Annotated in this window: 26 protein-coding genes; 13 read left to right on the forward strand and 13 right to left on the reverse strand. The window is 65.3% G+C overall.

Annotation, left to right across the window (positions count from 1 at the left end):
• Positions 1 to 64: 64 nt before the first annotated feature.
• Entirely contained in the window at positions 65 to 895 is an 831-nt protein-coding gene (locus tag KTQ42_RS14795; RefSeq protein ID WP_217346180.1) for an arylamine N-acetyltransferase, read from the reverse strand.
• 192 nt (positions 896 to 1,087) lie between these two features.
• On the opposite strand from KTQ42_RS14795, the gene KTQ42_RS24355 reads away from it, so the two are divergent.
• The 4 genes from KTQ42_RS24355 (at position 1,088) to KTQ42_RS14810 (ending at position 5,517) form a co-directional block, all read left to right on the forward strand.
• Positions 1,088 to 1,681: a M20/M25/M40 family metallo-hydrolase gene (locus KTQ42_RS24355; RefSeq protein ID WP_349292153.1), complete on the forward strand. Its 594-nt coding sequence runs from the start codon at positions 1,088 to 1,090 to the stop codon at positions 1,679 to 1,681.
• 2 nt (positions 1,682 to 1,683) lie between these two features.
• Positions 1,684 to 2,358 carry a M20/M25/M40 family metallo-hydrolase gene (locus tag KTQ42_RS24360; protein ID WP_349292170.1) on the forward strand — a complete coding sequence of 225 codons (675 nt, stop codon included), beginning with the start codon at positions 1,684 to 1,686 and terminating at the stop codon, positions 2,356 to 2,358.
• Positions 2,359 to 2,594: 236 nt separating this feature from the next.
• Positions 2,595 to 3,884 (forward strand): glutamate carboxypeptidase, encoded by a 1,290-nt coding sequence (locus KTQ42_RS14805; protein WP_217346181.1) that lies wholly within the window; start codon positions 2,595 to 2,597, stop codon positions 3,882 to 3,884.
• Positions 3,885 to 4,020: 136 nt separating this feature from the next.
• Positions 4,021 to 5,517 (forward strand): AMP nucleosidase, encoded by a 1,497-nt coding sequence (locus KTQ42_RS14810; RefSeq protein ID WP_217346182.1) that lies wholly within the window; start codon positions 4,021 to 4,023, stop codon positions 5,515 to 5,517.
• A 309-nt stretch (positions 5,518 to 5,826) separates the two neighbouring features.
• On the opposite strand, the gene KTQ42_RS14815 is transcribed toward KTQ42_RS14810, so the two are convergent.
• The 3 genes from KTQ42_RS14815 to KTQ42_RS14825 all read right to left on the reverse strand — a co-directional run bounded on the left by KTQ42_RS14815 (position 5,827) and on the right by KTQ42_RS14825 (position 8,701).
• Entirely contained in the window at positions 5,827 to 6,045 is a 219-nt protein-coding gene (locus KTQ42_RS14815; RefSeq protein WP_217346183.1) for a hypothetical protein, read from the reverse strand.
• An 85-nt stretch (positions 6,046 to 6,130) separates the two neighbouring features.
• Entirely contained in the window at positions 6,131 to 7,846 is a 1,716-nt protein-coding gene (locus tag KTQ42_RS14820; protein ID WP_217346184.1) for a methyl-accepting chemotaxis protein, read from the reverse strand.
• Between the two features lie 168 nt (positions 7,847 to 8,014).
• Positions 8,015 to 8,701: a CAP domain-containing protein gene (locus KTQ42_RS14825; protein WP_249222774.1), complete on the reverse strand. Its 687-nt coding sequence runs from the start codon at positions 8,699 to 8,701 to the stop codon at positions 8,015 to 8,017.
• 180 nt (positions 8,702 to 8,881) lie between these two features.
• Between KTQ42_RS14825 and KTQ42_RS14830 the strand changes: the two genes are divergently transcribed.
• Positions 8,882 to 9,487, forward strand: a complete 606-nt coding sequence (locus KTQ42_RS14830; protein ID WP_249222953.1) for a uracil-DNA glycosylase family protein — start codon at positions 8,882 to 8,884, stop codon at positions 9,485 to 9,487.
• Positions 9,488 to 9,537: 50 nt separating this feature from the next.
• On the opposite strand, the gene KTQ42_RS14835 is transcribed toward KTQ42_RS14830, so the two are convergent.
• Positions 9,538 to 10,041, reverse strand: a complete 504-nt coding sequence (locus KTQ42_RS14835) for an outer membrane protein assembly factor BamE (RefSeq protein WP_217346186.1) — start codon at positions 10,039 to 10,041, stop codon at positions 9,538 to 9,540.
• 192 nt (positions 10,042 to 10,233) lie between these two features.
• Positions 10,234 to 10,806: a hypothetical protein gene (locus tag KTQ42_RS14840; protein WP_217346187.1), complete on the reverse strand. Its 573-nt coding sequence runs from the start codon at positions 10,804 to 10,806 to the stop codon at positions 10,234 to 10,236.
• 218 nt (positions 10,807 to 11,024) lie between these two features.
• On the opposite strand from KTQ42_RS14840, the gene asd reads away from it, so the two are divergent.
• Positions 11,025 to 11,918: an archaetidylserine decarboxylase gene (gene asd / locus KTQ42_RS14845; protein ID WP_217346188.1), complete on the forward strand. Its 894-nt coding sequence runs from the start codon at positions 11,025 to 11,027 to the stop codon at positions 11,916 to 11,918.
• Positions 11,919 to 11,948: 30 nt separating this feature from the next.
• Complete coding sequence (locus tag KTQ42_RS14850; protein ID WP_217346189.1) at positions 11,949 to 12,221, forward strand: cupin domain-containing protein; 273 nt, start codon at positions 11,949 to 11,951, stop codon at positions 12,219 to 12,221.
• 31 nt (positions 12,222 to 12,252) lie between these two features.
• On the opposite strand, the gene KTQ42_RS14855 is transcribed toward KTQ42_RS14850, so the two are convergent.
• Positions 12,253 to 12,792, reverse strand: coding sequence for a GNAT family N-acetyltransferase (locus KTQ42_RS14855; protein WP_217346190.1), 540 nt, complete (start codon positions 12,790 to 12,792; stop codon positions 12,253 to 12,255).
• A gap of 454 nt (positions 12,793 to 13,246) precedes the next feature.
• Between KTQ42_RS14855 and KTQ42_RS14860 the strand changes: the two genes are divergently transcribed.
• Entirely contained in the window at positions 13,247 to 14,236 is a 990-nt protein-coding gene (locus KTQ42_RS14860) for a tripartite tricarboxylate transporter substrate binding protein (protein ID WP_217346191.1), read from the forward strand.
• A 20-nt stretch (positions 14,237 to 14,256) separates the two neighbouring features.
• On the opposite strand, the gene KTQ42_RS14865 is transcribed toward KTQ42_RS14860, so the two are convergent.
• A complete protein-coding gene (locus tag KTQ42_RS14865) occupies positions 14,257 to 14,694 on the reverse strand; it encodes a PACE efflux transporter (protein WP_217346192.1) in 438 nt (145 codons plus the stop codon).
• A gap of 329 nt (positions 14,695 to 15,023) precedes the next feature.
• Between KTQ42_RS14865 and KTQ42_RS14870 the strand changes: the two genes are divergently transcribed.
• Entirely contained in the window at positions 15,024 to 16,073 is a 1,050-nt protein-coding gene (locus KTQ42_RS14870) for an asparaginase (protein WP_217346193.1), read from the forward strand.
• A 77-nt stretch (positions 16,074 to 16,150) separates the two neighbouring features.
• Here KTQ42_RS14870 and KTQ42_RS14875 read toward each other — a convergent pair whose 3' ends face one another.
• The 4 genes from KTQ42_RS14875 to KTQ42_RS14890 all read right to left on the reverse strand — a co-directional run bounded on the left by KTQ42_RS14875 (position 16,151) and on the right by KTQ42_RS14890 (position 18,866).
• Entirely contained in the window at positions 16,151 to 17,128 is a 978-nt protein-coding gene (locus tag KTQ42_RS14875) for a tripartite tricarboxylate transporter substrate binding protein (protein WP_217346194.1), read from the reverse strand.
• A gap of 99 nt (positions 17,129 to 17,227) precedes the next feature.
• Positions 17,228 to 18,115 carry a helix-turn-helix transcriptional regulator gene (locus KTQ42_RS14880; protein WP_217346195.1) on the reverse strand — a complete coding sequence of 296 codons (888 nt, stop codon included), beginning with the start codon at positions 18,113 to 18,115 and terminating at the stop codon, positions 17,228 to 17,230.
• Between the two features lie 46 nt (positions 18,116 to 18,161).
• A complete protein-coding gene (atpE, locus tag KTQ42_RS14885) occupies positions 18,162 to 18,404 on the reverse strand; it encodes a F0F1 ATP synthase subunit C (protein ID WP_217346196.1) in 243 nt (80 codons plus the stop codon).
• Positions 18,405 to 18,443: 39 nt separating this feature from the next.
• Entirely contained in the window at positions 18,444 to 18,866 is a 423-nt protein-coding gene (locus KTQ42_RS14890; protein ID WP_217346197.1) for a hypothetical protein, read from the reverse strand.
• Between the two features lie 293 nt (positions 18,867 to 19,159).
• Here KTQ42_RS14890 and KTQ42_RS14895 point away from each other — a divergent pair, with 293 nt between their 5' ends.
• Positions 19,160 to 21,964 (forward strand): EAL domain-containing protein, encoded by a 2,805-nt coding sequence (locus KTQ42_RS14895; RefSeq protein ID WP_217346198.1) that lies wholly within the window; start codon positions 19,160 to 19,162, stop codon positions 21,962 to 21,964.
• A 273-nt stretch (positions 21,965 to 22,237) separates the two neighbouring features.
• Positions 22,238 to 23,521, forward strand: a complete 1,284-nt coding sequence (locus tag KTQ42_RS14900; protein WP_217346199.1) for a phospholipase D-like domain-containing protein — start codon at positions 22,238 to 22,240, stop codon at positions 23,519 to 23,521.
• Positions 23,522 to 23,533: 12 nt separating this feature from the next.
• Here KTQ42_RS14900 and KTQ42_RS14905 read toward each other — a convergent pair whose 3' ends face one another.
• Complete coding sequence (locus tag KTQ42_RS14905; RefSeq protein ID WP_217346200.1) at positions 23,534 to 24,037, reverse strand: C40 family peptidase; 504 nt, start codon at positions 24,035 to 24,037, stop codon at positions 23,534 to 23,536.
• Between the two features lie 334 nt (positions 24,038 to 24,371).
• Between KTQ42_RS14905 and KTQ42_RS14910 the strand changes: the two genes are divergently transcribed.
• The gene (locus KTQ42_RS14910; protein ID WP_349292154.1) at positions 24,372 to 25,358 is read left to right on the forward strand and encodes a TerC family protein; all 987 of its coding nucleotides are present in this window, start codon (positions 24,372 to 24,374) and stop codon (positions 25,356 to 25,358) included.
• 138 nt (positions 25,359 to 25,496) lie between these two features.
• Positions 25,497 to 26,006, forward strand: a complete 510-nt coding sequence (locus tag KTQ42_RS14915) for a universal stress protein (protein ID WP_217346201.1) — start codon at positions 25,497 to 25,499, stop codon at positions 26,004 to 26,006.
• The last annotated feature ends 20 nt before the right edge of the window (positions 26,007 to 26,026 follow it).

Consider the following 26,026-nt stretch of genomic DNA (forward strand, 5'->3'; position numbering starts at 1 on the left):
AAGCGCACATTGATTCATGGCTACGTTGCACCGCTTCAACGCGGTACGCTGCCGCATGTCAATCTCAGGACGGGCTAATTACCAGGCGCGCCAGAAGCGCTTCCAGCGCCGGATGATCGGGTAGGCGAATGCCGAATGATTCGGTTAGCAATTGCCGCAGGCTTTCAGGGTGTTCAATCATGCTGACCATGCTGCCGCCCACTTCATGCACGGTGTACCGGTTGTTGAGCAGCGAATGGCGGCGGCCCGGCTCGGCCCGCGCCGCCATGAGCCTGCTGACGAAAGGCGACTGCGGATAGTGGGCGAGGTACCAGTTGGCCATGGCGAAGTCGGGCGGCAGCTGGGTGCGCAGGTCGAAGGCGTACAACGGGCGCCAGCCCTCCGGCAGTTCGGCTTCGAGCCGATAACCATCGTCAATGGGCTCGAGGCGAAAGCGGCCATGCGGCGTGTGCTGCGGCAGATGCGGCACCAGCCGCAGCGGGGCCGAGAGCGTCATGCCGCCGAAGCCGGCATCGGCGATCCATGGCTCGCCGTCGAGTTCGACCTGGAGCAGCATGTGGGTGCGCGGACTGACCACGCCCGGCGGCACATTCCACGACACCCGCGCGGCCAGCGGGCGCACGGCAAAGCCGAGTTCGGCCAAGGCATGCTGCAGCAGGGTGTTGTGCTCGAAGCACCAGCCGCCGCGGCCATCGGCAAGCAGCTTCTGGCGCAGCGCCGGCAAGTCCAGCGCCACCTCCATGCCCAGCAGGGGCGACAGGTTTTCGAAAGGGATGGCGTCGACATGCAGCGCGTGGATGGCGCGCAGCGTTGGCAGGTCGGGGCCGGGCTGCGGGCCGCGATAGCCGATGCGGCGCAGGTAGGCGTCAAGGTTCGTCGAAGTGTGCGGCACCATGGTTCTCCATTGGACGATGGCTGGGATTATGCGGCAAGGCGTCAATGTGTCCATGAATCGCGGTGATCTATGCGGCCGGCCTGGTTACCGACCTGCTTTCCGCTGCAGATGGCGTGGTCGTGGCTTCGGGCGCGATCCCGGCGTCGCCGCAGCGGCATGACATCCTTCCATTCGTTAACCAAGGACACCGCCGTGATTTCACTTGCCAGGCTTCGCTTTCTTCCCTTCCTTCTTTCCGCACTCCTCGCCGTCGCCGCCTGCGCAGGCCAGCCGCAGGCAGCAGAGCCCGTGCTGGCGCTGGCAAGGCAGCACGAGGCGCCGCTGCTGGAAACGCTGCGGACCCTGTGCAGCATTGAATCGGGCAGCCGCGACATCGATGGGCTGGAGAAGGCGGCGCAGCTCGTCGCCAAGCGCCTGAAGGCGCTGGGTGGCGAGGTGGAGCTGGTGGATGGAAACAAGGACGTCTACCCCATGGCGCACACGCCGGAGAAGGTTGGCCGCACCGTGCGCGCCACATTCCGGGGCACTGGCAGCAGGAAAATCCTGATGCTGGCCCACATGGATACGGTGTACCTGAAAGGCACGCTTGAAAAGCAGCCATTCCGCATCGAGGGCGACAAGGCTTATGGCCTGGCGATTGCCGACGACAAGCAGGGCATTGCCACCATCTTCCATACGGTTGCCATGCTCAAGGAGCTGAAGTTTGACGACTACGGCACCCTGACGGTGCTGATCAATGGCGACGAGGAAATTGGCTCGCCCGGCTGGGCGCAGAGCATGACGTGACGATGTCCTTCGAGTCTTCCAGCAGCACATCGGGCAAACTGTCGCTGGCCACGGCAGGCAGCGCCGCGGTGACTCTGGACGTACAGGGACGCGCGTCGCATGCCGGCGTGGCGCCGGAAAAGGGCGTCAATGCGCTGTATGAAATGGCGCACCAGATCATGCAGATGCGCAGGCTATCGGACCCACAGACCGGCGTGAAGCTGAACTGGACGCTGGGCAGGGCCGGCAGCACCCGCAATGTCATTCCCGATACGGCACAGGCGCAGGCCGATGTGCGGGTGCTGCGCGTGGCTGACTATGACGACATCGAGCGCCGGGTGCGGGAAATCAGCGCGCATAAACTCCTGCCCGAATCCACCGTCCATGTCGGCTTCGAGCGTCGCCACCCGCCGCTGGAAGCATCGGCCGCTTCGCGGGCGCTGGCGGCGCATGCGCAGCAGGCGTACCGCGAGATCGGCCGCGAACTGGTGCTGGAGAAGGTTGCCGAAGGCGGCGGCACCGACGCAGCCTACGCGGCCCAGGGCAACAGCCGGGCAGTGGTCGAGCGTTTCGGCCTGCGCGGCCACGGCGCGCATACGAAGGATGACGAGTACATTCTGGTCGAGAGCATCGTACCGCGCCTTTACCTGGCTACAGGGATGGTGATGGACGTGGCCACAGGCAGGGCGGGGTTATAGATGCGGGCAGTGAGGCAAGGTCAGGCCCAGACTGCGATAGCCGATGCAACGCAGCTTGGGCATCGATGTGGGACGTGCATGCGACATGGGTTGTCCCCATGGATAAGCAGTATTGTCATGGCAGGTTAGCGTCATCCGGATACATGCGGTTATCTTCACGAATTCACGAGGGCAAGCGCTGGAAATTGCCGGAACGGTATGGCATTCTTTTCACCCTTCCAAAAAGAACATCCGCCATGACAACCTCCATCAAGCTCCGCATTCTTCCTCTTATTGTATCGGCCGCCCTGGGCGCGGCTGCGTTCGCAGCGCAGGCCCAGCCGCTCGAGCCGGTGCTGGCGCAGGCAAAGCAGCACAAGGCGCCGCTGCTCGAGACCCTGAAGGAACTGTGCAATATCGAATCCGGCAGCCGCGACCTCGAAGGACTGGACAAGGTCGCCAACCTGATCGCCGGCCGCCTCAAGGCGCTGGGCGGCGAGGTGCAGCTGGTCGACGTCAGCAACGACATCTACCGCATGCAGGACACGCCGGAGAAGGTGGGCCGCGTGGTGCGCGCCACCTTCAAGGGCCGCGGCACGAAGAACATCATGATGCTGGCGCACATGGATACGGTCTACCTGAAGGGCATGCTGGAGAAGCAGCCGTTCCGCGTCGAGGGCGACAAGGCGTATGGCCTGGCGATCGCCGACGACAAGCAGGGCATCGCCACCATCATCCACACGGTTGCCATGCTGAAGGAACTGAAGTTTGACGACTACGGCACCCTGACGGTGCTGATCAATGCCGACGAGGAGATCAGCTCGCCCGGCTCGCGCAAGCTCATCGCCAAACTGGGCGCGGAACATGACGTGACGATGTCCTTCGAGGCCTCGCGCAGCAACTCGGACAAGCTGTCGCTGGCTACTGCCGGCATCGGCTCGGTCACGCTCGATGTGCAGGGACGCGCCTCTCATGCCGGCTCGGCGCCGGAGAAGGGCGTCAATGCGCTGTATGAAATGGCGCACCAGGTCACGCAGATGAGCAAGTTCTCCAATGCCGAGACCGGCGTGAAGATGAACTGGACGCTGGCCAAGGCCGGCACCAACCGCAACGTGATTCCCGACCAGGCGCAGGCCGAGGCCGACGTGCGCGTGCTGCGCGCGGCAGACTACGACAACATCGAGCGCCAGGTGCAGGAACGCAGCGCGCAGAAGCTGCTGCCCGAGTCCAAGGTCACGGCCGTGTTCGAGCGCCGCCGTCCGCCGCTGGAGGCGTCAGCCGCGTCCAGGGCGCTGGCCTCCCATGCCCAGGCGGTCTACCGCGAGATCGGCCGCGAGCTGGTGGTGGACCCGGTGGCCGAAGGCGGCGGCACCGATGCGGCCTTCGCCGCGCAGGGCAACAGCAAGGCGGTGGTGGAGCGCTTCGGCCTGCAGGGCTTTGGCGCGCATACCAAGGATGCCGAATACATCCTGGTCGACAGCATCGAGCCGCGACTGTACCTGGCCGCGCGCATGGTGATGGATGTGGCGGCCGGCAAGGTGAAGTAAGGCCCTGCCGCGACAGCCGCCACGTGCTGGCGGCCGCCGTCATGCTGCCGATACAATGCGGTGATCCAATTGGTCATGGGAATGCTTCTTGCATCGGCAGGAGGGGTTCCCGCCTAACCTGACATCGGAGCACAGCATGCTGACACCGCAATTCATTGCCACCACCCGCTTCGACGATCCGGCCGCCGCGCTCGAACAGGTGCGCACCATCTACGACAACGGCATCCGCCACCTGCGCCATCATCTGCAGGACTTCATCCGCGGCGACAACCTCTCCACAGCCGTGCGCGCCTGCTATCCCTTCGTACGCATCCATACCGATACCCGCATGCCGACCGATTCGCGGCTGTCGTATGGCTTCGTGGCTGGACCGGGCACCTATGAAACCACGCTGACGCGGCCGGACCTGTTCGGCAACTATTACCTGGAGCAGTTCAGGCTGCTGCTGAAGAACCATGGCGCCCAGAACGTGCAGATCGAGGTCGGCACCAGCGCCCAGCCCATCCCGGTGCATTTTTCCTTTGCCGAACACGACCATGTGGAAGCCGACATGCCGGCCGACCGGCTGCAGCGCATGCGCGACCTGTTCGACCTGCCGGACCTGGCGACCATGGACGACGGCATCGCCAACGGCACCGACGACATACCGCCCGGCCGGCCGCAGCCGCTGTCGCTGTTTACCGCGCCGCGCGTCGACTATTCGCTGCAGCGGCTGCGCCATTACACCGGCACCGCGCCCGAGCATTTCCAGAACTTCGTGCTGTTCACCAACTACCAGTTCTACATCGATGAATTCATCAAGCTCGGCCAGGAGATCATGTGCAGCCCGATGAAAGGGCCGGATGACTACATCGCCTTCGTCGAGCCGGGCAACCTGGTCACCCGCCGCGCCGGCCAGCCGGCCGGCCCGAACGACGAGCGCGGCATGGCGCCGCCGCGGCTGCCGCAGATGCCGGGCTACCACCTGGTGCGCGCAGACGGCGGCGGCATCACCATGGTCAACATCGGCGTCGGCCCGGCCAATGCCAAGACCATCACCGACCATATCGCGGTGCTGCGGCCGCATGCCTGGCTGATGCTGGGCCACTGCGCCGGCCTGCGCAATACCCAGCAGCTGGGCGACTATGTGCTGGCCCACGGCTATGTGCGGGAAGACCATGTGCTGGATGAAGACCTGCCGCTGTGGGTGCCGATACCGCCGCTGGCCGAGATCCAGCTGGCGCTGGAGCAGGCGGTGGCCGACGTCACCTGCCTGACCGGCTATGAGCTCAAGCGCGTCATGCGCACCGGCACCGTGGCCAGCACCGACAACCGCAACTGGGAGCTGCTGCCGCAGCGCACGCCGGAACGCCGCTTCAGCCAGAGCAGGGCAGTGGCGCTGGACATGGAAAGCGCCACCATCGCCGCCAACGGCTTCCGCTTCCGGGTGCCCTACGGCACGCTGCTGTGCGTATCCGACAAGCCGCTGCACGGCGAGATCAAGCTGCCCGGCATGGCCAATGTGTTCTACCGGCAGCGGGTGGACCAGCATCTTCGCATCGGCATACGGGCCGTGGAGCTGCTCAGGGAAAGGCGGGTGGACAGCCTGCACAGCAGGAAGCTGCGCAGCTTTGCGGAAGTGGCGTTTCAGTAAGGGCGCATGGGTTGAGGATGCGGGCGTTTGGCTCGATCCTGATACGTAGTTCTGTGAGTGGAGCGCCTCACGACCCGGGTTGAAAAATGCCACCCAGCGACGTTCCTGGAAAACGTAGGGTGGAATACCCGAAGGGCATTCCACCGTGGGCGGTGGCAGGAGCGGTTAAGGTCGGACTTTGCCGTGTCCTGGTGAACCGGTGGAATGCCCCTGCGGGGTATTCCACCCTACTGAATTCGCGGAAGTGGCGTTCTGACAAGGGCAGGTGGCCTCGTCGGTGCTGTGACCAGCCTTTGTCGGCTGACGCTATCAGCGGGCGCTTTTCTTGCGGCGGCGCTTTGGCGCCGGCTTTCCGGTCAGCGCGCTGGTCCAGGCGTCGGTCATCTCGCGCGTACTCTTGCTGACGGCGGTCGATGCCTGCCGCTTCACCTCGGCGGTGGCACGGCCCCGTGCCGCGCCGGCGACGGCGTTGGCGCCGGAGAGCCACATGCTCATGAAGGGGTTTTTCTTGCCCCAGGGATTTTTCATCGCGCCACCCCGATCTGATCGTATGACGGTCAGAAAGGCAGCAACGCGCTTGGTTCCCCGCTATTTGTTGCGCTGCGACAGACGATCAGAACTCTTCCCAGTCACCACCCTGGTCGGCAATCCGGCCTGCCGGCGCTTTCCCGTTGGCCGGAGTGGCCGGCACGGCACGCGGGCTGGCGACTACGGGCGCGGTGGCGCGTGCCGGCGCAACGCTGGCTGGCATCGCCTGCGTGGCGTACGCCAAGGCCGGGCTGGACTGGTCAAGCCGGAACGCACTCACCACACCCACCAGCGCCGACGCCTGCTCCTCCAGCGAACCGGCCGCCGCCGCCGCCTGCTCCACCAGCGCCGCATTCTGCTGGGTCACCTGATCCATCTGGGCGATGGCCTGGTTCACCTGCTCGATGCCGGCGCTCTGCTCGCTGCTGGCCGCCGTGATCTCGGCCATGATGTCGGTCACCCGCTGCACGCTGGCCACCACTTCCTGGATCGTGCTGCCGGCCTGCGCCACGAGCTTGCTGCCGGCCTCGACCTTGTCCACCGAATCGCCGATCAGGCCCTTGATCTCGCGCGCGGCCGCCGCGCTCTTCTGCGCCAGGCTGCGCACTTCGGTCGCCACCACCGCAAAGCCGCGGCCCTGCTCGCCGGCACGAGCCGCTTCCACGGCCGCATTCAGCGCCAGGATGTTGGTCTGGAAGGCGATGCCGTCGATCACGCCGATGATGTCGACGATCTTCTTCGACGAACTGTCGATGGCAGCCATGGTGTCGACCACCTGGGCCACCACTTCGCCGCCCTGGGTGGCCACGCCGGAAGCGGTGAGCGCCAGCTGGTTGGCCTGGCGGGCATTGTCGGCATTCTGCTTGACCGTGGAGGTGAGTTCTTCCATCGACGAGGCGGTTTCCTCCAGCGAGGACGCCTGCTGCTCGGTGCGCGAGGACAGGTCCATGTTGCCCGAGGCGATCTCGCGCGCGCCGGTGGTCATGCTGTCGGCGCCGCGGCGCACGTCGGCAACGATGCCGGCCAGGCTGGCCGACATCTCCTGCAGCGCCTGCATCAGCTGGCCGGTCTCGTCCTTGCTGCGCACCTCGATGCGGCGCGACAGGTCGCCGTTGGCGATGGTGCGGGCGATCTCGACTGCCTGCGCCAGCGGCGTGGTGATGCTGCGCGCCAGCCACCAGGCGAAGCCGGCGGCAAACGCGATGGCCGCCGCGGCCAGGCCCAGCATCAGCGCGCGGCCGCTCTCATAGGCTGCCGCCGAGTCTTCGCCCGCCTTTTCCAGCAGCTTGTCGCCCAGCGTCACCAAGCTCTGCACCGAGGCCATGTAGGCTGCCTGCTCCTTGGGCATGGTCTGCATCAGCAGGTTGGTTGCCATCGCGCCGCGGCCTTCGGCCAGCATCGCAAGGAATTCCAGCTGGTGCTTCTGGTAGGGCGCGCGGGCGTCCACGATGGTCTTGTAGAGCGCCTTGCCCTTTTCGGTGGTGAGGGTCTTGCCTATCCACTCCAGGTTTTCAGTGACGCGGGCCGAGCCGGCCTTGATGTTGTCGAGCTCGCGCTTGACCACATCGTCATTTTCCGACAGCACCGCGTTGCGCATCGAAATGGCGATGGCGTTGATGTCGCTGTTGACCGTGAAGGCCATGCGGATTACCGGATAGCGTTGCTTGCGGATGACGTCCGACGCCTCGTTGACGACGGAAAGGCGGTTGATGCCCAGCGCCATGATGCCCACCAGCAGCAGGATGACGATGCCAAATCCCGCAGCCAAACGGGTGCTTACCTTGAAATTAGCCAGAAACATAGTCCACGCTCGCCGATCTGTTTGTTGTCGTGCCGGCAGCATGGCTCCCGGCGTCTCCTTCAGGCATGCTGCCTGCCCACCCGGTTGGGCGGCTTTTTGTTAACAACAGGAAACAAACCGGTCTTTAGCGTGGCGTGGAAATAATCCCGGAACGTGAGTGAACCGAAACTAGTAAGGTCGCGCCAGATCCATGGTCCAGTAGGTGGGATAGCTCGACGTGCTGCTGGCGGCGCAGGCCGTGCCGATGTCGGCATAGCCGGGATTCATGATGTTGGCGCAGTGGCCGGGGCTGGCCAGCCAGCCGTCCACCACGGACTGCGCGCTGGTCTGGCCGGCGGCGATGTTTTCGCCGTAGGCGCTCCAGGCGTAGCCGGCGCCGGTAATGCGCTGGCCGGCGTTGCGGCCGTCCAGGCTGGTATGGGAAAAATAGTTGTTGGCCGCCATATCGGTGGAATGGGCGCCGGCGGCGTTGAACAGGTTGGTATTCCAGGCCAGCGCCGGCGCCGGGCCGTAATAGGTGGTGCCGCAGCTGCGTCCGGCGGCGCGTGCCTGGTTGATGCGATCGATGATCTCCTGCTGGAAGTTGGGCAGGTTGCAGGTCAGGCGGGCATCGAGGGCGCCGCCCGACGTCGTGGTGGTGGTCGTAGTGGTGGTAGGCGTAGTGGTGGTAGTGGTGCCGGTATTGGTGGTGTTGGAAACCCGCTTGCGCGCCAGCAGCTGGGTCGGCAGATTGCCATCGCCGACGGCAACCGAGGAAGAGAGCAGGCGCGTGCCGGCAGTGTCGTCGGCGCCGCCGCCGCAGGCGGTCAGGACAATGGATACGCCGGCAAGCAGCATTGGCAGAATGATTTTCAAGGAGGACTCCGTTTTGTTGTTGAATAGTGGCAAACATCGCCTTTCGGAAATAATTGCCTGGCGGATGGACTGATGCCCGGTTGCAAAGTTCAGCCCGTGACGTTCAAAGACCGGATCAGCACGACGGGCGGCAACGCTGCGGCGACGCAAGGCGCGGGGAACCCGCACAGTGCCGATGGACTGGCCAGCCTGTTGCGCGAGGTGCGGTCCTGCACCGCCTGCGCCACGCATCTGCCGCTGGGACCGCGGCCGGTCGTGCAGCTCGGCGCCGGCGCCCGCATCCTGATCGTGGGCCAGGCGCCCGGCCTGAAGGTCCACAGGAGCGGCATACCGTGGGATGACGCCAGCGGCAGGCGGCTGCGGGAGTGGATGGACATTGCGCCGCCGGTGTTCTACGACCCAGAGCGCGTTGCCATCATTCCGATGGCCTACTGCTATCCGGGCCGGGGCGGCGGCGGCGACCTGCCGCCGCGCCGCGAATGCGCCGATCTCTGGCTCGACCGGCTGCTGGCGCAGTTGCCGGATATCCGCCTGACACTGCTGGTGGGCCAGTATGCGCAGCGGCATTTCCTCGGCGGGCGCGCACGGCCCACGCTGACCGAAACCGTGATGGCCTGGCGCGACTACGCGCCGTCGATGCTGCCGCTACCGCATCCCTCGCCGCGCAACCAGCCCTGGTTCAGCCGGCATGCCTGGTTTGGCGAGGATGTGCTGCCGGCACTGAAGCAGGCGGTGGCGGCGGCGCTGGCGGAGCAGGGCTTGGGAATCGGCGCGGCTGAAGGCTAGTCGGCTGCAACGCGTTTCGCTTCGCTGCCTATCTTCTGCCGCCCGGACTTTTAGCCCTTGCCCCAGTGCGAGCGCATGCGTCGCGGGTCGGGGCCGTTCTCCATGCGCCGCACGAGGCCAGTGTCATCGACGTAGATCGTCATCATCGAGTCCCAGACATTGCTTTCCCTGTACGGATAATTCCAGGCCTGCATGCCGGGATAGCGGTAGACCTTGATTTCACTGGGCGCGCCGACGATGCGCAGCACCTGTTCCTGCCGCGTCACGCCAGGAGTGATGCGGGCGAAGCTTTCCATGGTCAGCACCTGGGTCAGGGATTGCAGCCGGCCATCCGGGCCGATGCGCGCCATGTCGGTGGTCTGGCCCATCGGGCCGCGCATGTATTCCAGCAGGCGGGCGTCGCCGTCCTGGTAGACATGGGTCGGCTGGCCAAGGCGGGCCAGCACGTCGGCCTCAGGCGCGCCCGGCATGAGGGCTGGGCCGCCGAAGTTGGCGCAGGCGGACAGAAGCAGGGCGGATGCGGCAGTCAGGCCGCGGCGGAGCAGGGAAAACATGATGATCGGATATCGGATCAGGTGGCTGGCAATTCACATTAACTGCGCTTGACGGCCATCGTCAATCCGCCTGGCCGGCTGCCGATCAGGGCTTTTGCGGCTTCACAAACATCGGCCGTGGCGATGTCTGGCAGGCATGCGTCTCGCAAGTTCCGGTGGTTTCCAACCCCATCCGGGAATCCATGAAATGCCTCAGGCGGCGCGCCGCCACAACCTGGACAGCCAGCCTCGTCCATTGGACGCCTGCCGGGCCGAAGCCGGCGCCTGTGCGTCCGCTGTCTGGCCTGTCTGCATGTCGACTGTCCGCGCCTGGTCATGGCTGGCGGTTTTGACAGGCGCAATGTATTCCAGGAGCTTCATCTGGTTTTGCAGCACGCCGATGATCTGGTCCTTGGCCATCAGCTCCGCCCGCTGGGATTCCAGCTGCTGGCGCCGCGCCGCCGCTTCCAGCGACAGCATGCGCTCCAGCAGTTCGATGCGCTGCTGCGCGCCTTTCAGTTCGGTCTCCAGCACCGCATGGACAGTCGGGTCGACAGTGCTGTCCACGCCGCCGTCCTGGGTGTCGAAATTGACATTGCGCACTGCCTGGCCGACCGGATTGAGTTTCAGCTGGCCGTACACCCGCTGCAGCTCGGCTGTATCGATGCCTGGCTTGCCTGTCTCGAGCGTGGTCCACGACAACTTTCCGCTGTCACGGTCGTTGTAAAGTGTCTGACGGGTCTTGCCAACCAGCCGGGACGCTTCCGATATCGATACCACCGCCATGCCATCCTCCTTCGCGAAGCGGGAAATGTCGCCCAAACAGCGGGGACAGTCAAGCCTGGATGTCCGGTTACAGCTCAATTGCCTGTAAAAAATACAGAATTTGACAGCAGACAACAGCCTGTCTTTTCTACCTGTCTTGCGCCTGCCCATACTGGCGTGCAGCAGTCGACGACCGGGCACCGCTATAATCTCTTTTCCTTTTTGCCACAGGTTCCGCCGTGTCCGATCGCACCGCTGTCTTGCCGCAGTACCTTTTCCCCAAACATGCAATGACGGTATTCGCCGGCCTGGTGGCCAATGGCAGGTGGGGCAGCATCACCACAGCCATCATCCGCCGCTTCGTGCGGAAGTACCGGGTCGACATGAGCGAGGCGGCCAATCCGGATATCGCCAGCTACGACAGCTTCAACGCCTTCTTCACCCGCGCGCTGCGCGATGGCGTGCGGCCGCTGGCGGACGCGGCCTATGTCTGCCCGGTCGACGGCGCGCTCAGCCAGTTCGGGCCGATCGAACAGGACCAGATCTTCCAGGCCAAGGGCCATTACTATTCGACTACCGCGCTGGTGGGCGGCGATGCCAGTCTGGCGGCGCAGTTCCGCAACGGCAGCTTCGCCACCATCTACCTCAGCCCGCGCGACTACCATCGCATCCACATGCCCTGCGACGGCCGCCTGACCCGCATGATCTATATTCCCGGCACGCTGTTCTCGGTCAATCCGACCACGGCGCGCGGCGTGCCCGGCCTGTTCGCCCGCAACGAGCGGGTCGTCTGCGTATTCGAGTCGGACCATGGTCCCTTCGTGCTGACGCTGGTCGGCGCCACCATCGTCGGCAGCATGGCCACGGTCTGGCATGGCGTGATCAATCCGCCGCGCACGAAGCAGATACGGGAATGGACGTATGCGGCGGGCGAGGTCAGCCTGAAGAAGGGCGAGGAAATGGGCCGCTTCCTGCTGGGCTCGACCGTGGTGCTGCTGTTCCCGGAAAACACGCTGGGCTTCCGGCAGGAATGGGAAGCGGCGCGGCCGGTGCGGCTGGGCGAAACCCTGGGCCATCCGCGCATGGGCCAGACCCATGTCAGTTTCGGTGAACCGGACAGCGACGCCGTCTGAGCCTTGGCGCGACAAGAATAAGGAGACAACATGGAACACGATCAATTCGTCGAACTGCTGCGTCAGGAAGGCTTCGAGCAGCTTGTCACGGTGGAACGCGAGCCAAATGGCGTGATGGCGCTGCACACCCATCCGTTCGAAGCAAAGGCGCTGATCCTGGATGGCGAACTGCGCCTGGTCGAGGACGGCCGGGAACAGGTTTGCCGGCGCGGCGACCTGTTCCACCTTGCGCCGAATGCGCCGCATTCCGAGAGCTACGGCCCGGAAGGCGTGCGCTACCTGGTGGGTCGCAAGCCGGTCTGAGGCGGCAGGCATCACGGGATGGCATAGGGAATCAGGCGGTTTCCTCAGCCGGCAACAGCGGCAACAGGCGCCGGTAGCGCACCAGGTGCAGAGGCGTGCCTGTCAGGTTGGCATCGACCTGGCTGGCGCCATCGGCTTCAAAACCATGGGCCTCGTAAAACCGCCTGGCCTGCATGTTTGCTTCCAGCACCCATAGCGTGACCGCCTGCCAGCGCCGTTCGGCGGCCACCGTCAAGAGCCGCGTCATCATCACGCGCCCCAGCCCTTGCCGCCAGTGCGCGGGCAGCAGGTTGATGGCAACCAGTTCACCGGTTCCGACGGCGGCGTCGGCGTCGCGCGACGGGCCATAGACGAAAAAGCCGATGATTTCCCCAGCCTGGCCGAGCACCACATCGGTCGCCATTGCCCCAGGCGCGGACAGGGCGCGCCGCCAGCCGGTCACCCGGCGCACGCTGTCCATGCGGTCCAGGAAAGCCTGCGGCATCATGCCGGCGTAAGCCTGCCGCCAGGCCAGTATCTGGACGCGGGCAATGGCGTAGGCATCGTCCTCGACGGCGGGACGCATTGACATGAACAAACCTCCCTGGTCAAGCTTGCGGCAAGATGGCTGCCGGATAGCATACTGCTCTGAAGTCCCTCGGCAGACGCCGGCAGTTCCGGGTACGACGGCATCATCGCCAATCCATATGGTGGCATCGACGGACGGAAAGCCTGTGGACCGCGGCCGGATGCCACCTGGACAGCGGCGGGCTGCACACCAGCACTTACCATGCTTTTCTGCAATCCCGGCAATTCCTGGCAAACGTCGGCCGAACATTTACAGCACTGGCACGACCCGATACACTAGCCCTCCATTGCGGAATTCAATGCTGCAATGCAGAACAACATGGCACGACCGCTCGCATCCTTCGCGTCCGGATCTCGCCGAACAAATGAAAGCCATCAGACGCAGTCTTGCATAGCAGAATAATCAAGCAGCTTTCGCTGTTTCTGATTGGCAGCCACCGACCTGACCGGAGACCAGCATGACCCACAGCAGATTCCATTTCACCCGCCGCGACTTCCTGAAAGCCACGGCCGCCGGCGCCGCCGCGATCGCCGCGCCCGGCCTGGCCCAGGCGCAGGCCTATCCCTCCCGCCCGATCAAGCTGCTGTGCCCATGGCCGGCGGGCGGCTCCACCGACGTCGTCATGCGCGCCTTTGCCGAGAGCGCGGGCAAGGCGCTGGGCACGCAGATGATCGTGGAAAACCGGCCGGGCGCCGGCGGCATCCTGGGCGCGGTGGAGATGGTCAAGGCCAAGCCCGACGGCTACACCATCACCCAGACGCCGCTGGGCGTGTTCCGCGTGCCGCACATGCAGAAAGTGCAGTTCGACCCGCTCAAGGACCTGAGCTACATCGCCTGCCTGACCGGCTATACCTTCGGCCTGGTGGTGCGCGCCGATTCGCCGATCAAGTCGATGAAGGACCTGGTCGAGTATGCCAAGGCCAATCCCGACACCTTCACCTACGGCTCGACCGGCACCGGCACCACGCCGCACTTGGTGATGGAACAGTTCGCTAAGCGCGCCGGCATCAAGCTGCAGCACATTCCCTACAAGGGCAATGCCGACGGCATGCAGGCGCTGCTGGGCAACCATGTGATGGCCCACAGCGACGCCACCGGCTGGGGCCCGTTCGTCGATGCCGGCCGCTGCCGCCTGCTGGCGGTCTATGGCAGCAAGCGCGCCAAGCGCTGGCCGGATGTGCCAACGCTGCTCGAACTGGGCTACCAGACCGTGTCGGACTCGCCGTTCGGCGTCGCCGGCCCGGCCGGCATGGACCCGGCCATCGTCAGGAAGCTGCATGACGCCTTCAAGAAGTCGCTGGAAGATCCGGCCCTGCTGTCGGTGCTGGAAAAGTACGACCAGTCGGTGATCTATCTCGACAGCGCCGCCTACACGAAATTCGCGCGCGACACCTTCGAGGCGGAACGGGAAACCATCCACAGCCTGGGCTTGCAGGCCAAGAGCTGACAAGGCATCGCGGCCCTGCTTCAGGGCCGCGACGGCATGGGAGCGGCCGAGGCCGGCAGGCCGAAGATGCGGTCGAAACACCAGTTGAAGACAAAGGTGTAGGCGAGGAAGAACGCGGCCAGCCCGAGGTCCATCACCAGCGCGCGCAGCAGGCTCACTTCCAGCCACCAGGCAATCAGCGGCACCAGCAGGACGATCAGCCCGGCCTCGAAGATCGCCGCATGCGCCAGCCGGCGCGCCACGCTGCGGCCGCGCACCGGCTGGCGCGCTTCCCAGGCCTCGAACATCATCGTAAAGAAGAAATTCCACAGCACCGCCACCATCGACGTGGCCACCGACAGCACGCTCGCATGGCCGAGACTGCGGTCCGACAGCGCGGCAAAGCCCAGGCTGCACACCACGATCGCAATCGCCTCGAAGACGCTCACGTACACCACCTTGCGTTTGATTCCCTGCACTGGCTCACCCTCTTTTTTGATTCCGGACCACATTATAGGAACTGCCGCCCGCAACCGCCGGCATGCGCCATGCCAAACCGCAGGCAGGACCGACTACAGACACTGCCATCACGGCACTACAATGGTGCAGCCGCCCCAGGCGGCTTCTCATATCAATGCCAATCCATGACGTGGCGGATGAAACCGACGGATTTTTTTATCTGGCAAGAACGTAGCCGGGCATTCGGGCGGCATTGCCGCTTGCAAGGCAGAAAAATTCGCGGTTTCACGGCGCGTCATGGGTCGGGCCTGGTATTTGGTATCCATAACGACGATAAAAGAGGCAAACAGTGAGATTCAAAAAAGCGTTATTCGGCATCAGCCTGCTGGCCGCTGCGTCGGCCGCGGCCGCGCAGAACCTGCCGCAAGTGCAGTTCATCGCCACCGGCGGCACCATTGCGATGAAGATCGACCCGGTCAAGAATGCGCCGGTGCCGGCCATTTCCGGCGACGACCTGCTTGCCACCGTGCCCGACGTCGCCAAGTATGCATCCATCCAGGTCAACAACCTGTCCAACGTCCCGTCCGACTACATGGACCCGGCGCGCTGGATCGAATTGACGCGCGCGGTGCAGGCCGCGCTCGACAAGCCCGAGGTGGCCGGCGTGATCGTCTCGCACGGCACCGACACGCTGGAGGAAACCGCGTTCTGGCTGGACCTGACCGTGAAATCGGCCAAGCCGGTGGTGCTGATCGGCGCCCAGCGCAATGCCTCCTCCCCCGACTTCGACGGCCCGCGCAACCTGCTCAACGCGGTGCGCATCGCGGTCGACCAGCAGTCGCAGCAGAAGGGCGTGATGCTGGCCATGAACAACCAGATCAACTCGGCCCGGTATGTCGTCAAGACCCACACCGCCAATGTGGAAACCTTCAATTCCGGCGACTTCGGCTTCCTGGGCGAGGTCTATCCCGACCGGGTAATGTATGCCAACGCGCCGGTGCGCCGGCAGCACATCCCCATCCGCGCGGACAAGATGCCTGAGGTGGAAATCGTTGCCATGTATGGCGGCGCCGATGGCATGGCGCTGCGCCAGGCGGTGGACCGGGGCGTGCGCGGCATCGTGGTGCAGGCGCTGGGCATGGGCAACATGAACATGGCCATGTTCGAGGCGGTGAAGTACGCGCTGTCGAAAGGTGTGCCGGTGGTGGTGTCGACCCGCGTGCACAGCGGCCGGGTGCTGCCCAACTACGGCTTCGTTGGCGGCGGCAAGACCACCGCAGACGCCGGCGCCGTTATGGCCGACGACCTGAAACCGGCCAAGGCGCGCATCCTGTTGATGCTGCTGCTGCAAAGCGGCATCAGCAGCCAGGCCGACCTGCAGGCGGCCTTCAACCGATAGCATGGCGCCCGGCATCCTGACAGCGGTCGGGTGCCTTCACCGCCGGCCGTCCACGCATGGCCGGCGGCGCCAAGCCATCAATCCAGCCGGATATGGTTCTTCCTGATCACCGGCTGCCAGCGTGTCAGGTCAGCCTGCAGCGTGGCGCGGAACTCGGCCGGGGTGCTGCCCACCGGCTCCATCAGCTGGGCCTGCAGCCTGGCCTTCACCTCATCCTCGTGCAGGATGCGCGCGATCTCTTTCTGCAGGCGGTTGATGACGGCTACCGGCGTGCCGGCCGGCGCGATGAAGCCCATCCAGGCGTCGCCCTGGATATCCGGCAGGCCGGCCTCGCCCAGCGTCGGCAGCTCGGGCAGCACCGCGGAACGGCTGGCGGTGGCGACAGCCAGCGCATTGAGCCTGCCGGCCCGCACATGCGGCATTACCGCCGCTGCCGGCAGCACTGCCATCTGGGTATCGCCGGCCAGGATGGAAGACACCGCCTGGCCCGAGCCGGGATAGGGCACGTGCACGATCTCGGTGCCGCTGCGCGCCGCCAGCGCCGCCATGGCCAGGTGCGAAATGCTGCCGGTGCCCATGGACGCGTAATTGAATTTGCCCGGATTGCCGCGCAGCCGCGCCAGCAGCGCCGGCATGTCGGCCACGCCGGTATCGCGCGCCACCACCAGCACGCTGGGCTGGGTGGCGGCGATGCTGATCGGCGCGATGTCGGTCTGCGGGTTGTAGGGCAGCTTCCCGAACAGCACCGTGTTGGCCGCCAGCGGGCCGGAAATGGTGACGCCCAGCGTATGGCCGTCCGGCGCCGCCTTGGCCACCGCGTCGGTGCCGATATTGCCGGCCGCGCCCGGCCTGTTTTCCACCACCACCGGCTTGCCCAGGCTGTGCGCGAGCCGGTCCGAGACAATGCGGGCCACGATGTCCGGCGTCGAGCCGGGTCCGAAGGCGACAATCACCCGCAGCGGCCTTGCCGGCCATTGCTGCGCGCCGGCGAGGCCCGCGATGCACAGCAGCGCCGCGCCAAGCAGGCCGGCGATGGTCAGTCCAATGGTCTTCATGCCTGTTCTCCCGAAAAATCCAGGCCGATTGTCTCATCGGAAAACGCCTGATGGTAGCGGGCACCTGGCTTGCGGCCATCGCTGCCGTGGCCGCTTGCGTCAGGCGCTCGCGCCGTCCGGGCAAACCTGCGCCTGAAACCACGCGGCGGTTCCGGCATCGGCCGGGAAGAAGGATTCGATGCGCAGCTCATGCACGGTGACGTCGCGCGGCGTGCCCATGGTGGCGATGGTGGTAAAGAGGCGCAGCTCGGTATCGCCCTTGTGCAGCGTAACCGTCATGAAGGGCAGGGCATGGCTGTCGGGATTGACGGCGCGCGCGGCCTGCCGCACGCCGGGCAGGGCCAGCAGCGATTCGAGCAGCCGGGTCGCCTCGCTGCCGGGGCCGTCGGCCATGGCTTCGCGCTGCACCCAGTGCAGCAGGTCGGCGCAGACTTCCTGCCAGTTCGGCAGGCAGGGCCGGATGCCGTGCGCATCCAGCATCAGCCTGATGACATTGACGCCTTCCGTTGGCAGCGCCTGGCCGGGCGCCAGGTTCAGCAGCCAGCCCATCAGCCGCCGCGCGGGTTGATTGAGCATCACCAGGTTCCATAGACGGTCCACCACCAGCGCCGGATACGGCGCCTGCTGGGTCAGCATGAAGTCCAGCGCCCGCCTGACCGCGGCCAGTTCGGGGTCCGTCAGCGAGCGCTCCCGGTAGGCCGGGGCGAAACCGGCCGCCAGCAGCATCGCATTGCGCTGGCGCAGCGGCATGTCGAGCGCGTTGCCGAGCCGGAGGATCAGTTCGCGGCTGGGCTGCGAGCGGCCGCTTTCCAGGAAGCTGATATGGCGCTGCGAGATGCCGCTTTCGGCCGACAGCCGCAGTTGGCTGTAGCCTCGCCTGGCGCGCCAGTAGCGCAGCGCCTGCGCGAAGTCGCGAAACAGGCCCTCGGCGGCGGGCCGCCCCGTGTCCTGGCCGATGCGCCCTGCCTGCCATCCCGTCATGTCCATGCTCCTTTCCGTGATGCCCTTGCGTTGAAGCCGCAGCATACCCAACTCAGCCCGCAAAGGGATTGGCGAAGGCGAACAGCATCGCCACCCCGACGCCGATCAGGAAGTTCGCATCGATCAGCCCGGCCAGCAGGAACATCTTCACCTGCAGCGTGTTGATCAGTTCCGGCTGGCGCGCCGACGCTTCCAGGTAGCGCCCGCCCATCAGCGCGATGCCGATGCAGGCGCCCACCGCGCCCAGTCCGATGATGATGCCGCAGGCAAGCGCGACAAAGGCAATGTTGTTCATGATGGCTCCTTTCGGTTGGCAATGGATGCGGCAGGTGTCTCACAGGCTGGTGCGCGCCGGTGCGCGCCGCATGCCGGATGACGCCATCAGTCCCGCATGCTGCCAGGCTGCGAAAGCCAGCACGCAGGCTGCCTGCAGGCCGAGATAGGCGGCCGCCAGCGACGTCGGCGCATGGCCGGGCAGCGCCATCAGCGCCAGGCAGGCCAGCGCCCATGCGCCATTGCCGGCGATGATGAGCCGCAGCAGCCATGGCCAGATGCGGTCGGCATAGGCCAGCACCAGCAGCAGGTTGGCATAGCCCAGAAGGAAGATGCCGGTATGGAGCAGCAGGGCGCTGTCGAGCGCCAGCCATTGCGTCAGCATGCGGTTCAGCAGCAGTTGCAGCAGCGCCAGCGCGCCGCTGGCAAGCGCGTCGGTCAGCAGGGCGGCCTTGAGCATGCCGGAAGGATGGATGGTTTTCATGGCCGGATCTCCTTTTCGAAATGGTGATGGCCCATTCTGCGGGCGGGCCGGCGGCGCGTCGATTACCTGCCAGGTAATCGCGCCATTGACCCGGCGCTAGGCTGCCAGAAACCGCAGCCAGCGATTTTTCAGTGGACAGGCAGGGCATGGACGGGTCAAATACCTGCTGCGCCGCATTGACTGGAAATGCCGCATTGCCGATTCGGCGCGCAAGCAATCCCGTCAAGGCAAGCCTGGCGAGAAAAATCCATTCAATGCCGCGCATGCGCTGCGGCAAGCATGAACGCAAATCAATGAGTTCGACAGGCAAGACAGGCAATGCCCCCGAAAACCGCCTCGCCGAGCGTATCGCCCGCTGGCCGGTGCGCTCGCTGCTCAACTGCCTGGTGGTGGCTTGCCTGCTGCCAGGCGTCATCGGCGCTGCCGGACTGCTGATCGCCGAATACCACCAGCAGCGCGAGGAGCTGCGCAAGTCCACCATCCAGACCGCGCGGGCGCTGGGGCAGGCGGTCGACAGCCATCTGCTGCGGGCGCTGGCCGTGGCGCAGGTGCTGTCGGCCTCGGACGCGCTGGCGCGCAACGACCTGCCTGCCTTTCATCGCCAGGCGCGCGAGGCGGTGGCCCTGGCCGGGCTCGGCACCAATGCCGTGCTGCGGGACAGCAGCGGACAGCAGTTGCTCAATACCTCCACCGCGTTTGACGCGCCGCTGCCGGGATGGCAGCTGACGGAAGAGCTGCGGCAGGTTTTCGCCACCGGCACGCCAGCGATTTCCAGGCTGTTCATGGGGCCGTTGCTGAAGAAGCACATCGTCAGCGTGAACGTGCCGGTCAAGGTGGATGGCAGGGTGGCCTATGTGCTGGCGATCGGCATCCTGCCGGACCGCTTCCTCGACCTGCTGGCATCGCAGGGCCTGCCGCCGCAATGGATCGCCGGGATACTCGATCCCGAGCTCTCCATCGTCGCCCGTACCTTGGGACAGCAGACATTCGTCGGTCGCAAGCCACCCGGGCAATTGATCGAGGCAATGGCGCGCGAGCCGCAGGGCATGGCCGAACTGACCACGCTGGAAGGCGTGCCATCGCTGGTGTTCTACAGCCGTTCGGCGGCCACCGGCTGGAGCGTGGCCATCGCGGTGCCGCGCCATCTGCTGGAAGGCCCGCTCAAGCGCTCGATCCTGACCGCGATGGTCGGCGTGGCGGCGCTGTTTGCCATCGGCGTCGGCCTGGCCTGGCTGATCGGGCGCCACATCGCCGGCTCGGTCACGGCGCTGATTGCACCCGCGGTGGCCATCGGCGCCGGCGAGTCGGTATCGATGCCACGCGCCGGCGTCAGGGAAAGCCGCGAACTCGCCCTGGCGCTGGGCCGCGCCATGGACCTGCTCAACGAGCGCGGCGCGCGCCTGGCGGCCAGCAAGGCGGAACTCGAGGAAGCCCATCTGCTGGCCCGCTTCGGCACCTGGCACTGGCAACGGGACAGCGGCAAGCTGACTGTCTCCGACTCGATCCATATGCTGTCCGGGCATCCCATCAATGCCTTTGCCGACATGAAGGGAACGCTGATACCCACACGCGCCTGGGACAAGGTGGAGGCCGCGGTGGAGCGCACGCTGGGCAGCGGCAAGCCCTTCGACATCGAGATCGCGGTGAATGCCGATGCCGATGCCAACGTTGCGAGCCAGCCGGCCAAGTGGCTCAACATGCGCTGCGAGGCGGTGAGCGACGACAGCGGCGCTGTCGTCGCCCTGCGCGGCACGGTGCAGGACATCAGCGAGCGCAAGCTGGCCGAGCAAAGGGTGCGCGACGCCGCCCTGCATGACCCGCTGACTGGCCTGCCCAATCGCGCGCTGATCTTCGAGCATTGCACCCACCTGCTGGCAGCCGCCGAGCGCGGCCACGGCGGCGGCGCGCTGCTGTTTATCGACCTTGACCGCTTCAAGCCCATCAACGATGTCCATGGCCACGAGACCGGCGACCGGGTGCTGCAGGAAGTGGCGCAGCGGCTGCGCCAGTGCGTGCGCGATGAAGACCTGGCAGGCCGGCTGGGCGGCGATGAATTCGTGGTGGTGCTGCCTTATCTACAGGCCGATGGCCAGCGCGCCGCGCTGGTGGCGCAGCACATCATCGATCATGTCGGGCGGCCGATCCGCGTCAATGCACTCGAACTGACGATCACGCCGTCGGTGGGCATCAGCTACTTCCCGCGCTATGCCAGGGATGTGAGCGCGCTGATTCATACCGCCGACCTCGCCATGTACCGGGCCAAGCAGACCGGTCGCGGCCATTACCGCATCTATACGCCCGAACTGGAACGGCAGGCCGAACTGGTGCTGTCGGTGGAAGCCGCACTCAAGGAGGCCTTGCGCGATGACGGCTTGCGGCTGTGCTACCAGCCCGTGATCGACCTCAACTCCGGCAAGCTGGTCAGCGCCGAAGCCCTGGTGCGGCTGCAGGATGCGGATGGCAGGCAGGTGCCGCCGACGAGCTTCATCGCGATTGCCGAGTCGGTCGGCCTGATCGAGCAGCTTGGAGAATGGGTGATCGGCGAAGCCTGCCGGCAGCACCTTGCGTGGCGCCGGGACGGGCTCGCTATCACGAGCGCGGTCAATGTATCGCCCCTGCAGTTCAGGCAGAGCGCCTTTGCCGAAAGGCTGGGCGGCATCATCGCCAGCGCCGGCGTCGAGCCCGGGGCTATCCAGCTGGAGATCACCGAGAGCGCAATCATGGACAGCGTCGACGACGCCATCGCCCTGATGCAGCGGATCAAGGCGATGGGCGTGAAGATCTCGATGGATGATTTCGGCACCGGCTATTCCAGCCTCAGCAACCTGACCAGCCTGCCGATCGACAAGCTCAAGATCGACCAGTCATTCGTGCGCCGCATGGCCCTGGGCGATGAAGCCAGCCGCACCGTCACCGAGGCCATCATCGCCCTCGGCCACAGCCTGAAGCTGGAAGTGGTCGCCGAGGGCGTGGAGTCGGCGCAGACGGCCGATTACCTGAGACAGCAGCACTGCGACCAGGCCCAGGGATACTGGTTCAGCAAGCCGCTGTCGGCGGACGAACTGGCGCACTGGTGCGCGCAGTGCGACGTGCGCTGAGGCTGATGTCAATGGGAGCGGTATAGCTGCCCGCTGTCCCCTGTTCGGGACGATATCGCATTCACCCGGGCCATGAGCGCCGCCAGCCCCCTGCCGGCCAGGACCGCACTGGCGCATCTGCATGCCCGATCCGGGCAAAAACTGTCGAGCAAACTGAAACATTGCGGGTTTTCAATACCTTGTTTTTCCGGCACTGCACAATCCCTGGCAAGCCATCACGTCCCGATCCATCCCCAACCCATTGGCCGAGAAGCGATCACGCCACCAAGCCCGATGAACGATTCCCCTGGCAGCCATACCCTGTTGTATCTGGCACTGGCCAGCCTGTTCATCATCCTGCTGCTGGTGGCCGTGATCTGGTCGCACCGGCGCCATCGCGATCCGAAGCTGCGCATCGAATGCCAGGCATCGATCGGGGAACTGGTGCCTTCGCTGGCCGGCCTGACGCTGGGCACGGCGGTGGCGGGCAATGCAGTGACGGTGCATGAGAACGGCGCCTTCTTCGACGCGCTGGTTGCCCGCATTGGCGCCGCGCGCAAATCGGTGCATTTCGAGACCTTTCTGTGGAGCGAGGGCGTGCTGGAAAAACGGGTCGCCGACGCGCTGTCGGAGCGGGCCCGCGCGGGCGTGCAGGTGCGCGTGATGCTGGACGCGAACGGTTCCGGCAAGATGGGCAAGGCGGCGCGCCGGCAGATGGAAGCGGCCGGCTGCAAGGTCGTGTTCTTCCATGACAATTCCTTTCGCAACATCGGCGTGCTGAACGACCGCACCCACCGCAAGATCGTCATCATCGATGGCCTGGAAGCCTTCGTCGGCGGCCACTGCATCAAGGATGAATGGCTCGGCAACGCCGAGGATGCGCATCACTACAGCGACGTCAGCGTGCAGCTGCGCGGCCCCATCGTGCATGCGATACAGGGCGCCTTCAGCGAGAATTGGACCGGCGAGACGGGCGAGCTGTTCGTCGGCGAGGATGTGTTTCCGGCGCTGCAGCCCGAGGGCGACGTGCTGATCCATGCCGCCTTCCTGAAGCCGGAAAACTCGGCGCCGGCGGTCAAGATCCTGCATCACACCGCGATCTGCCTGGCCAGGAAGCGCATCTGGATACAGAACCCGTACTTCATTCCCGAGCCGGACGCGATCGATGCCTTCGGCCAGGCGGTGGCACGCGGCGTGGACGTGCGGGTGCTGATGCCGGCCACCAGCGGCAGCGACAATCCCATGGTGCAGCATGCCGGCCATCGCAACTTCGAAAAGCTCATGCGCTGCGGCGTGCGCCTGTTCGAGTATCCCGACACGCTGCTGCACCAGAAGATCATGACGGTGGATGGCATATGGAGCGCGGTCGGTTCCTCCAACTTCGACGACCGCTCCTTCGAGACCAATGACGAGATCATGCTGGGCATCAAGGACGAAGCCATCGCGCAGCGCTTCGATGCAATCTTCGAAAAGTACGCCGCCGGCGCCAGGGAGGTCGATCTCGAGCAATGGACCCGGCGCAGCCTGTGGCACAAGCTCAAGGACCATGCCTTCTACACCATCAACGAGCTGTTGTAGGTCAGCTGCCGGTCAGTCGAGCAATGTCCTGGCCGCTTCGAAACGGTCGGACCAGTAGCGGGTGGCCAGGTTTTCCACCCGCACCCGGCCGCGCGCGCTGGGCGCATGGATGAAGTCGCCGTTGCCGAGATAGATTCCGACATGGGAATAAGAATGGCCCAGCGTGTTGAAGAACACCAGGTCGCCGGTGCGCAACTGCCCCGGCCCGACCGGCCGGCCTTCCCGCGCCAGCGCGGCGGCATTGCCTTTCAAGGGCATGGCGGCCGCCTCGCGATATACATGCGTGACCAGCCCGGAACAGTCCAGCCCGGCCGATGGATTCTTGCCGCCGAACTGGTAGCCGGTCTGCAGCAGCATCAGCGCATACATGCCCACTTCCCGCGCAGCGGGCGAGGCCATCGGCTCATCGCGGAAGACGGCCGGGGTGATGCGGCCTGCCGGCGCGCGCGGCGGGCCGGCGCAGCCGGCCAGAACCAGTGCAAGCAGGAAAAGGGCGGGACAGAGGATGCGTTTCATGCGCTTCGGTATTGGATGACGGTATGGCGTTGGATGGGAGAAGGCCTGGCTGCCGAGCTTACCTGAACTTGCGCCGGCCCGATGGGGACGGGCGGCCGGGGCGGTCATTCACCCCCCTGCGCCATTGCTGCGTTCAACATCGAAAAAACCGATCTGTATTGAAAATTTATTCTACTTGTTCGATGTGCCGGTCTGGCCGACACTGAAAACCATCAGCCGCTGCAGTGACGGTATTGGCAGACGCCGCCATCACTGCCACGCTGCCAGTTGCGGATCAGGCTGGCCAATGCGTCGGCCTTCCATGGTCCACTGGTCCATCGTTCAAGGAGCGATCGTGCAGGACATCGATAGTTTCGCGACGCCGTCTATGTGGCTCGCCTTCATCGCTTTCGTGCTTGCCATGCTGGCACTCGACCTGTTCGTGCTGGGCGGCAGAAAGGCGCACCAGGTGTCGGTCAGGGAGGCGTCGGCCTGGGTAATCGCCTGGGTCACGCTGGCGCTTTCCTTCGGTGCGCTGCTGTGGTGGCATCTCGACGGCAGCGTCGGCCGCGAAGTCGCCAACCGCAAGGCGCTGGAATTCATCACCGGCTACCTGATCGAACAGTCGCTGTCGGTGGACAACATGTTCGTCTTCGTGATGATCTTCACCTATTTCGCGGTGCCGCCCGAATTGCAGCGCCGCGTGCTGCTCTATGGCGTGCTGGGCGCCATCGTCATGCGTGCAGGCATGATCATGGCGGGCGTCTGGGTGGTGCGGGAGTTTGCCTGGGTGCTCTATGTGTTCGGCGCCTTCCTGGTCATCACCGGCATCAAGATGCTGGTGTTGGCCAGCAAGCAGTCCGACCTCGAGCGCAATCCCTTGCTGCACTGGCTGCGCGGCCACATGCGCATCACGGCCGGCTTCCACGGCCAGGCATTCTTCGTGCGCCGGGAAGGCCTGCTGTATGCCACGCCGATGTTCCTGGTGCTGGTGATGATCGAGGCCAGCGACCTGGTCTTCGCGGTGGACAGCATCCCGGCGATCTTCGCCGTCACCACCGATCCCTTCATCGTTTTCACGTCCAACATCTTCGCCATCATGGGCCTGCGCGCGCTGTACTTCCTGCTGGCGGACATGGCCGACCGCTTCCATTTGCTGAAGTATGGCCTGGCCATCGTGCTGGTCTTCATCGGCGGCAAGATGCTGGCAATGCCCTGGTTCCACATGCCGGTGCAATGGTCGCTGGCCATCGTTGGCGGCATCATCGCGCTGTCGGTGATGCTCAGCCTGCAGCTGTCGCAGCGCAAGGCGCCGCAGGTCGCCCACGATGCGTCCCGATAAGCGATTGCTTGCCACGTTCAATGCATACACGAACCGGCATGCACTGCAGGCATCGGGTAATCCGGCTGCAGGCGCTACGTCCGGCGTGAAGATCGGTTTCTGTCGTAAGCGATGATGTGCAACTACAGGAGAAACACCATGTTGAAGATACTCGTTCCGGTTGACGGCTCCAGCAACGCCCAGCATGCCGTGCGGCATGTGCTGCGCCAGTTCAGGCACAGTCCGGCGATGCAGATCCATCTGCTGAACGTGCAGCCGCCGTTTTCCAGGAATGTCACCCGCTTCACCGGCAGGGCGGCCGTCAGGGCCGCTCAACATGAAGCATCGCGGGAAGCGCTGCAGGCAAGCAGGCGCATGCTCGACGAAGCCGGTGCGCCGTACTCGGTGCACTACGCGGTCAGCGAAAGGGCAAGCCTGATTGCGGAAGTGGCCGAGGAGCTGCGCTGCGACCACATCGTCATGGGCACCGCGCGCAAGAGCTCGCTGGTGCGAACCTTCCAGGACTCCGTCACCAGCAAGGTGCTTGAATTGACGACCGTGCCGGTCGTGGTGATTCCCGGCGAGCCGGCATCGCGGGCGGAACGTTACGGCATTCCCGCCGGGATCGGCGCCGGGCTGGCATTGCTGGTGGCGGCTGCCGCGGAGTAGGGCGTGTCGCGGCCGGCGTG

The sequence above is a fragment of the Noviherbaspirillum sp. L7-7A genome (assembly GCF_019052805.1).
In the GTDB taxonomy this organism is placed as follows: Bacteria; Pseudomonadota; Gammaproteobacteria; order Burkholderiales; family Burkholderiaceae_D; genus Noviherbaspirillum_A.